Raw genomic sequence first — 6,549 nt, forward strand, 5'->3', positions numbered from 1 at the left:
GCTTAAGGTGTTTTATGTCTGATAATTCTGCACATTCAAATTATACTCGCGCGACTTTCGACGAAGTGATGGTCCCAAACTATAATCCAGCTTCGATTATCCCTGAGCGTGGCGATGGTTCACGTGTCTGGGATCAGGACGGCAACGATTATGTGGATTTTGCTGGTGGCATTGCAGTAACCGCCCTGGGTCATAATCATCCGGTGCTGGTTAAAGCGCTAAAAGACCAGGCAGACAAGATCTGGCATCTAAGTAACGTCTTTACCAACAAACCAGCGTTGGAGCTGGCAGATAAACTGACCAAAGCAACTTTTGCTGATAAAGTCTTCTTTGCTAACTCTGGCGGTGAAGCCAACGAAGCAGCGTTTAAATTAGTGCGTAAATATGCGCACGATAATTTTGGTCCTGAGAAAAGTGAAATCATTTCCTTTAAGCAGTCCTTCCATGGTCGTACTTTGTTTACCGTTTGTGTCGGTGGTCAACCGAAATACACCGAAGGATTCGAGCCATTGCCGGGCGGCATTTCTCATGCGGAATATAACAATCTGCAATCTTTGGAAGCGATCATTTCAGACAAAACCTGTGCGGTAGTGATGGAGCCAGTACAAGGCGAGGGCGGCATTATTCCGGCGACTGAAGAATTTGTAAAAGGCGCGCGTGCCTTATGCGATAAGCACAATGCACTATTAGTGTTTGATGAAGTGCAAACCGGCGTAGGCCGTACCGGACACTTGTATGCCTACATGGGCATGGGCGTGACTCCAGACATTTTAACCACTGCAAAAGCCATGGGCGGCGGCTTCCCAATTGGCGCCATGCTAACGACCGACAAAATTGCAGCCAGCTTTGTACTAGGTACACACGGCAGCACTTACGGCGGTAACCCATTAGGTTGTGCTGTATCCAACGCAGTATTCGACACCATCAACACACCTGAAATGTTGCAATCAGTACTCGATAAATCAGCCAAAATCGTTGCTCGCCTGGAAGAAATCGGCAAGAAATACGACGTCTTCTCAAGCGTCCGCGGCCGCGGTTTATTACTCGGCGCAGTGCTGAATGAAAAATGGCAAGGCAAAGCCCGCCAGTTCATCGAAGCCGGTTGGCAGCATGGCGTGATGGTTCTGGTTGCAGGCATGAACGTAGTACGTTTAGCGCCAGCACTAAACATCACTGATGAAGAAATTGAAGACGGCCTAAACCGCTTTGAAAAAGCGGTCGCCTCAATTGCTTAATTAAAAAGCTCTATAGACAAACCTCTAAAGAAAAAGCCCCGCTCAAGTCGGGGCTTTTTTGTATCTGTTACAACTTGATCCCGATCAATAAATGATTAACTCATGAGTTGCTGGGTTGTAACCATTGATCCAGGTCAAGCTCTCATATCATGGGTGGATTATCTTTGTTGCGTCTTAAACAAAGAAGGAAATTCACCATGAAACAACTTATCAAATCAGCAACTGCTGTTGCGGTTGGTGCGGTATTATCTTTAACAGCTTTTGATGCTTTGGCACACAAAGAAGGCGACTTCATTTTGCGCGTGGGCGCGGCTCATGTTAGCCCTAACGACGAGAGTTCTAATGTGTTGGGTGCGAATGATGGCGTTACCGTCGATTCGGCGACAGGTCTGGGCTTTAGCGGCACCTGGATGCTAAGTGATAACTGGGGCTTGGAAGTTTTAGCGGCTTTGCCATTCAAGCATGATATAGATGGTTCTGGCGATTTAGCGGGTTTGCCAATTGGTGAAACCAAACACTTACCACCGACTGTTTCGTTCCAGTATTATCCTGAGTTTGGCACTGACGATTTCAGTCCTTATTTTGGTCTAGGCGTTAACTACACCAAGTTTTTCGAGGAAAAAGCATCTCCAGAACTTAAAGCGGCACTAAGCACCAATGATGTAAAGTTGGAACTGGATGATTCATTTGGTCTGGCAGGACAGGTGGGCGCTGATTGGAAAATCAGCGACAACTTCTACTTTAATACAGCAGTCTGGTATATCGATATTGATACTGAAGCAGACGTTAAAGTGAATGGTGCAACAGCAACAACAGTTGATGTTCAGATTGATCCATGGGTGGCCATGGTGGGTTTCGCCTGGCGATTCTAGCACCCAAGGGGTAGAACTTTCGCCAATTTAGTTGAGAGTGGAATGCCGGTTTGACGTGATGCTAGCCGGCATTTTTTATACGTCATACCGTGGTTTAACCACGGTATCCAGTGATTTTGATTCATTCCTTACCCCAATGTTTCGCTACTCAGCGAGTTCCTTTTCTTTGCTTGTCCAAAGAAAAGGAACCAAAAGAAACGACACCCCGATATTGAGGCCACGCTTCGCGTGACTCCCTGCGCCACTCCCAAAATACTTAACGCACCAGAATTTACATCACATCCCTGTGCTGAAAATTCTTATCAAAATCATCCACGATTTTGATTGCTATATTTTGTACGTGTCTTAGCTCAATATAAGGGGAGTTTTAAAGGTGCTACCTGTTTAATAATGCAGATTAGTTAGATAGTTTGCTCTGTAATAAGGGCAATAAGACTGATAGGTGATTAAACCTAACCTGCATTTTTTATTTGTGTTTCCAGTTGTGGCCAGATGTTGTGTAGCAAGATAGGCTGTGCTTTTGCATTGGGGTGAATGCCATCGTCCTGCATCAATTCATCATTACCACCAACGTTTTTTAAAAAGAAAGGAACCAGTTTCACCTTTTTTTCATTGGCCAGCTGAGCATAATTGTCGAAGAAGGCCTGTGCATAGCGTTGGCCGTAGTTGGGTGGGATTTGGATGCCTAACAGCAACACTTCCGCGCCTGAGCGTTTGCTGGTGTCGATCAGTTTGCCAAGGTTACGTTTGATGGCATTAGGCGCTGTTCCGCGTAGAGCATCGTTGCCACCAAGTTCGATGATGACTATTTCTGGCTCATGTTGTTCAAGCAGGGTAGGCAGGCGCAACAAGCCCTGAGTGGTTGTGTCGCCACTGATGCTGCCGTTGATTACTGTATGCGGGTAGCCTTCCTGTTGTAGTTTTTGATTGAGTAGTTCGACCCAGCCCTGTTCAACATCAATGTTGTAGCCAGCACTAAGGCTATCGCCAAGAACAAGTATAGTCGGTTTTTCTTGCGCTTTTGCTGTCGCAGCGACATTAAAGACCGCAACAACTAGAAACAAAATCCACGCCAATTTCATCTTCATAATGATATGCTTAGGTTAATTTTTTGTGACTCAATGGTATCAATGAGCAATGAATAAAATGTTAACAACCAACAATTTAACGAAAACCGTCAAACTGCCTGAACAATCTCTGACCATTCTATCGGAGGTAAGTTTAACCGTAAATGAACACGATAGTGTAGCGGTTGTGGGTGCTTCTGGTTCTGGTAAGTCAACCTTATTGTCTTTACTTGCTGGGCTGGATACTCCATCCGAAGGGCAAGTAGAGCTTGCCGGACATCCCATCCATAAATTATCCGAGGATGAGCGGGCGGCTGTTCGAGCTCAATATGTGGGCTTTGTTTTTCAGTCGTTCCATTTATTGCCTGGTCTTACCGCACTTGAGAATGTGATGCTACCGATTGAGCTAAAAGAGGATAAGAATGCCCAAAAGAAAGCCAAAGAGCTGTTGGAGAAGGTAGGGCTTGCTGAACGATTAAACCATTATCCGCATCAACTATCTGGCGGCGAGCAGCAGCGTGTGGCAATTGCCCGGGCTTTCGCCTCGGAACCGAAAATTCTGTTTGCTGATGAGCCCACTGGAAATCTGGATACTGCCAATGGTGAAAAGATTATTGATCTGATTTTTGATCTGAACAAACAGCTTGGCACAACTTTGGTGCTGGTGACTCATGATGATCGATTGGCAGAACGTTGCCAGCGGCTGGTGCGCCTTGAGGCGGGTAAAGTGATTGAGGATAGCGTCAATCAGTCCTACCAGCAGGAAAAAACGGCGGAGACGGCATAATGCGGGGGATGGCATGGCGTTTATTCCGACGTGACTGGCAGTCGGGCGAGGTTAAGGTTTTATTTTTTGCGTTGATGATCGCCGTGATGGCGATGGTGGCGATTGGCACCATTACTGATCGGACGCATCGAGCCATGGGCGAGCAGAGTAGCGAATTTTTAGGCGCTGATTATACCTTGAGATCACCGCGACCCATTGAGCAGGACTGGCTCAATAAAGGACGCAATGACGGATTGGAGCTGACCGAATCAACTGGCTTCTCAACAGTTCTGGCTAAAGGGGATGAGTTTCAGCTGGTCAATGTCACAGCTTTGGGTGGTAAATTCCCACTTAAAGGCGAGTTCGAAATTGCCGACAAGCCCTTTACTCGCGGGCAGACCATGCAGGCACAACCTGAACAGGGGACGGTCTGGGTTGAGCCGCGTGTCCTAGCGGTTTTAGGCGCAGAAAAAGGCGATAAAGTCGATTTCGGTTCGATTCAATTAACCATTGCCGGTGTGATTGTGGGCGGCCCGGGTCAGGCCAGCGAAATGTTTAATGTCGCACCGAAAGTCTATATCAATCAGGCCGATGTTGATCGTGCCAATATCATTCAGCCGGGCAGCCGCGTTTCTTATACCTTATTCATTGCCGGTGATATTCAGCCTCGTGAAAGTTTTATCGACTGGGTAAAGCCGCAAATGAATAAAACCCAGCGTTTAACCGGTGGCAAAGAAGGTACTCCTGCGTTGCAGGCTTCGATTGAACGTGCGGAAACTTTCCTGCGTCTGGCCAGCTTGATTTCGGTGGTCTTAGCAGGTGTTGCCATCGCCGTGGCCGCGGGGCGCTTCAGTCGTCGTCATTATGACTATGCAGCAATTTATCGTTGTCTTGGTATGCAGATAGCGCAGGTCAATCGACTGTATTTGTCGCAGCTAATGATCATGGGTTTGATTGGTTCAGCGCTTGGTGTCGCACTGGGTTTACTGGTGCAGCAAGTCATAATTGTTCAGTTTGCAGATTTCTTGCCGAAGCCTATGGTGCCGATTAACTGGGCGCCGGTAATCGCTGGTGGCTTAAGCGGTCTGGTGGTGTTGATTGGCTTTGCTTTGCCTGCATTTTTCCAGATCGCACGAGTGTCGCCGTTGCGTGTGTTACGCAAAGAGATGGTGCCACAACCCGTTTCCAGCTGGCTTATTTACCTATTAGCCATATTTACCATGGCGTTTTTGATGTGGTGGCAAAGTGGCTCATTAAAGCTGGTGGCAATCTTGCTGGGCGTAGCTTTGGTGGCCTTTATCATTATACGCCTGATGGCCTGGTTGATTTTTAAGGTTGGTATCTGGATTGGCAAACGCGGCTCAACTGCTGTTCGTTATGGGCTCGGCCAATTAAAACGCTACCCAGCCTTTACTATCAGTCAAATTACTGCATTCGGTCTGGCTTTCATCATCATGCTATCGACGGTATTGATTCGGAGTGAGCTGTTAAGCGAATGGCAAAGCCAACTGCCGGATGATGCGCCGAATCATTTTCTGATCAATGTTCAATCAACAGAAGTTCCTAACCTTGAAAATATTCTTGCCGAACAGAATGTGGAAACCGCGGGAATTTACCCAATGGTACGCGGCCGTGTGACAGGTCTTAATGGTAAGCCGATTGAAGAAGCTGTTTCAGAAGAAGCGCAGAATGACGGCTCACTTCGTCGCGAGCTTAATTTGACCTGGGTTGAGGAGATTCCTGAGGCAAATAAAGTCGTTAAAGGCGAGTGGTGGGATGGTGCTCACCAACCAGATGAAAATGGCGTGTATCAATTATCCATCGATCAAAACCTGGCCAGTCGCCTTGGTGTTGATATTGGTGATGTGTTTGAGTTTTCAATTGGTGGCGTTGATGTTAAGGGAAAGATCACCAGCTTCCGTGAAATTCAGTGGGATTCGTTTCAGCCAAATTTCTTCATGATTTTTGAGCCAGGTGCGCTGGATGAAAATATGGCGACCTACATCACCAGTTTTCATTTGCCGCTGGAAAAGAAAAGTACTCTGAATACTATTTTGCGCGAAATGCCGACGGTGACTATTATCGAACTGGATGTGATTATGGAACAGGTGCAAACCATACTTGATCAGGTTACTGCTGCCGTTGAGTTTATTATGCTGTTCGTGTTGCTGGCAGGTATCGCCGTGTTATACGCGGTGTTGCAGGCAAGCAAAGAAGAGCGAGTCCTGTCCTCTACATTGTTGAAGACGCTGGGTGCACAGACCAAGTTTATTCGCATGACTTTATTGTCTGAGTTGGCTTTGTTGGGACTCTTCTCCGGAATTCTTGGCGTGATTGGTGGAGAAGTGTTAGTCTCCGTCCTGTATCAGGAAGCTCTGGATATTGAGCCAGTACTGCATCCCTGGTTCTGGTTATGGGTGCCGCTGAGCGCCATGGCCTTTATCTGTGTCGCTGGCTGGTGGGGCTTGAAAAGCTTATTAAAACAGCCTGCGCATCAGGTGCTCAGGCAATTGTAAAAAATTCATCTAAAATGGTCTTTTTAGCCACGGCTGTTAAAAAAGTCTAGACAGTGACCATTAAAGATTGTTAATAATAAAAAAGGAATGGGC

Annotated in this window: 6 protein-coding genes; 4 read left to right on the top strand and 2 right to left on the bottom strand. The window is 46.9% G+C overall.

The genetic code is table 11. From position 1 onward, the window contains the following. Positions 1-14: 14 nt before the first annotated feature. Together HUJ19_RS11275 and HUJ19_RS11280 are read left to right on the top strand one after the other, a co-directional pair. On the top strand, positions 15-1,235 hold the full coding sequence (locus tag HUJ19_RS11275) for an aspartate aminotransferase family protein (protein WP_290624299.1): 1,221 nt from the start codon (positions 15-17) through the stop codon (positions 1,233-1,235). A gap of 197 nt (positions 1,236-1,432) precedes the next feature. Continuing rightward, positions 1,433-2,107, top strand: a complete 675-nt coding sequence (locus HUJ19_RS11280; RefSeq protein WP_290624300.1) for an OmpW family outer membrane protein — start codon at positions 1,433-1,435, stop codon at positions 2,105-2,107. A 75-nt stretch (positions 2,108-2,182) separates the two neighbouring features. Here HUJ19_RS11280 and HUJ19_RS13080 read toward each other — a convergent pair whose 3' ends face one another. Further along, positions 2,183-2,245, bottom strand: coding sequence for a palindromic element RPE4 domain-containing protein (locus tag HUJ19_RS13080; protein ID WP_367274011.1), 63 nt, complete (start codon positions 2,243-2,245; stop codon positions 2,183-2,185). Positions 2,246-2,559: 314 nt separating this feature from the next. Beyond that, positions 2,560-3,195 carry an arylesterase gene (locus HUJ19_RS11285; protein ID WP_290624301.1) on the bottom strand — a complete coding sequence of 212 codons (636 nt, stop codon included), beginning with the start codon at positions 3,193-3,195 and terminating at the stop codon, positions 2,560-2,562. 49 nt (positions 3,196-3,244) lie between these two features. Here HUJ19_RS11285 and HUJ19_RS11290 point away from each other — a divergent pair, with 49 nt between their 5' ends. Together HUJ19_RS11290 and HUJ19_RS11295 are read left to right on the top strand one after the other, a co-directional pair. Continuing rightward, positions 3,245-3,961: an ABC transporter ATP-binding protein gene (locus HUJ19_RS11290; protein ID WP_290624302.1), complete on the top strand. Its 717-nt coding sequence runs from the start codon at positions 3,245-3,247 to the stop codon at positions 3,959-3,961. Continuing rightward, entirely contained in the window at positions 3,961-6,456 is a 2,496-nt protein-coding gene (locus tag HUJ19_RS11295) for an FtsX-like permease family protein (protein ID WP_290624303.1), read from the top strand. Before HUJ19_RS11290 ends, HUJ19_RS11295 begins: the two co-directional genes overlap by 1 nt. The last annotated feature ends 93 nt before the right edge of the window (positions 6,457-6,549 follow it).

This window comes from Kangiella sp., assembly GCF_014762745.1.
Taxonomy (GTDB): Bacteria; Pseudomonadota; Gammaproteobacteria; order Enterobacterales; family Kangiellaceae; genus Kangiella.

What these genes read in the sequence shown, in the direction of transcription:
- HUJ19_RS11290 (WP_290624302.1), top strand. Translation starts at nt 3,245, where the DNA reads ATGAATAAAATGTTAACAACCAACAATTTAACGAAAACCGTCAAACTG.
- HUJ19_RS11275 (WP_290624299.1), top strand. Translation starts at nt 15, where the DNA reads ATGTCTGATAATTCTGCACATTCAAATTATACTCGCGCGACTTTCGAC.
- HUJ19_RS11280 (WP_290624300.1), top strand. Translation starts at nt 1,433, where the DNA reads ATGAAACAACTTATCAAATCAGCAACTGCTGTTGCGGTTGGTGCGGTA.
- HUJ19_RS11285 (WP_290624301.1), bottom strand. Translation starts at nt 3,195, where the DNA reads ATGAAGATGAAATTGGCGTGGATTTTGTTTCTAGTTGTTGCGGTCTTT.
- HUJ19_RS11295 (WP_290624303.1), top strand. Translation starts at nt 3,961, where the DNA reads ATGCGGGGGATGGCATGGCGTTTATTCCGACGTGACTGGCAGTCGGGC.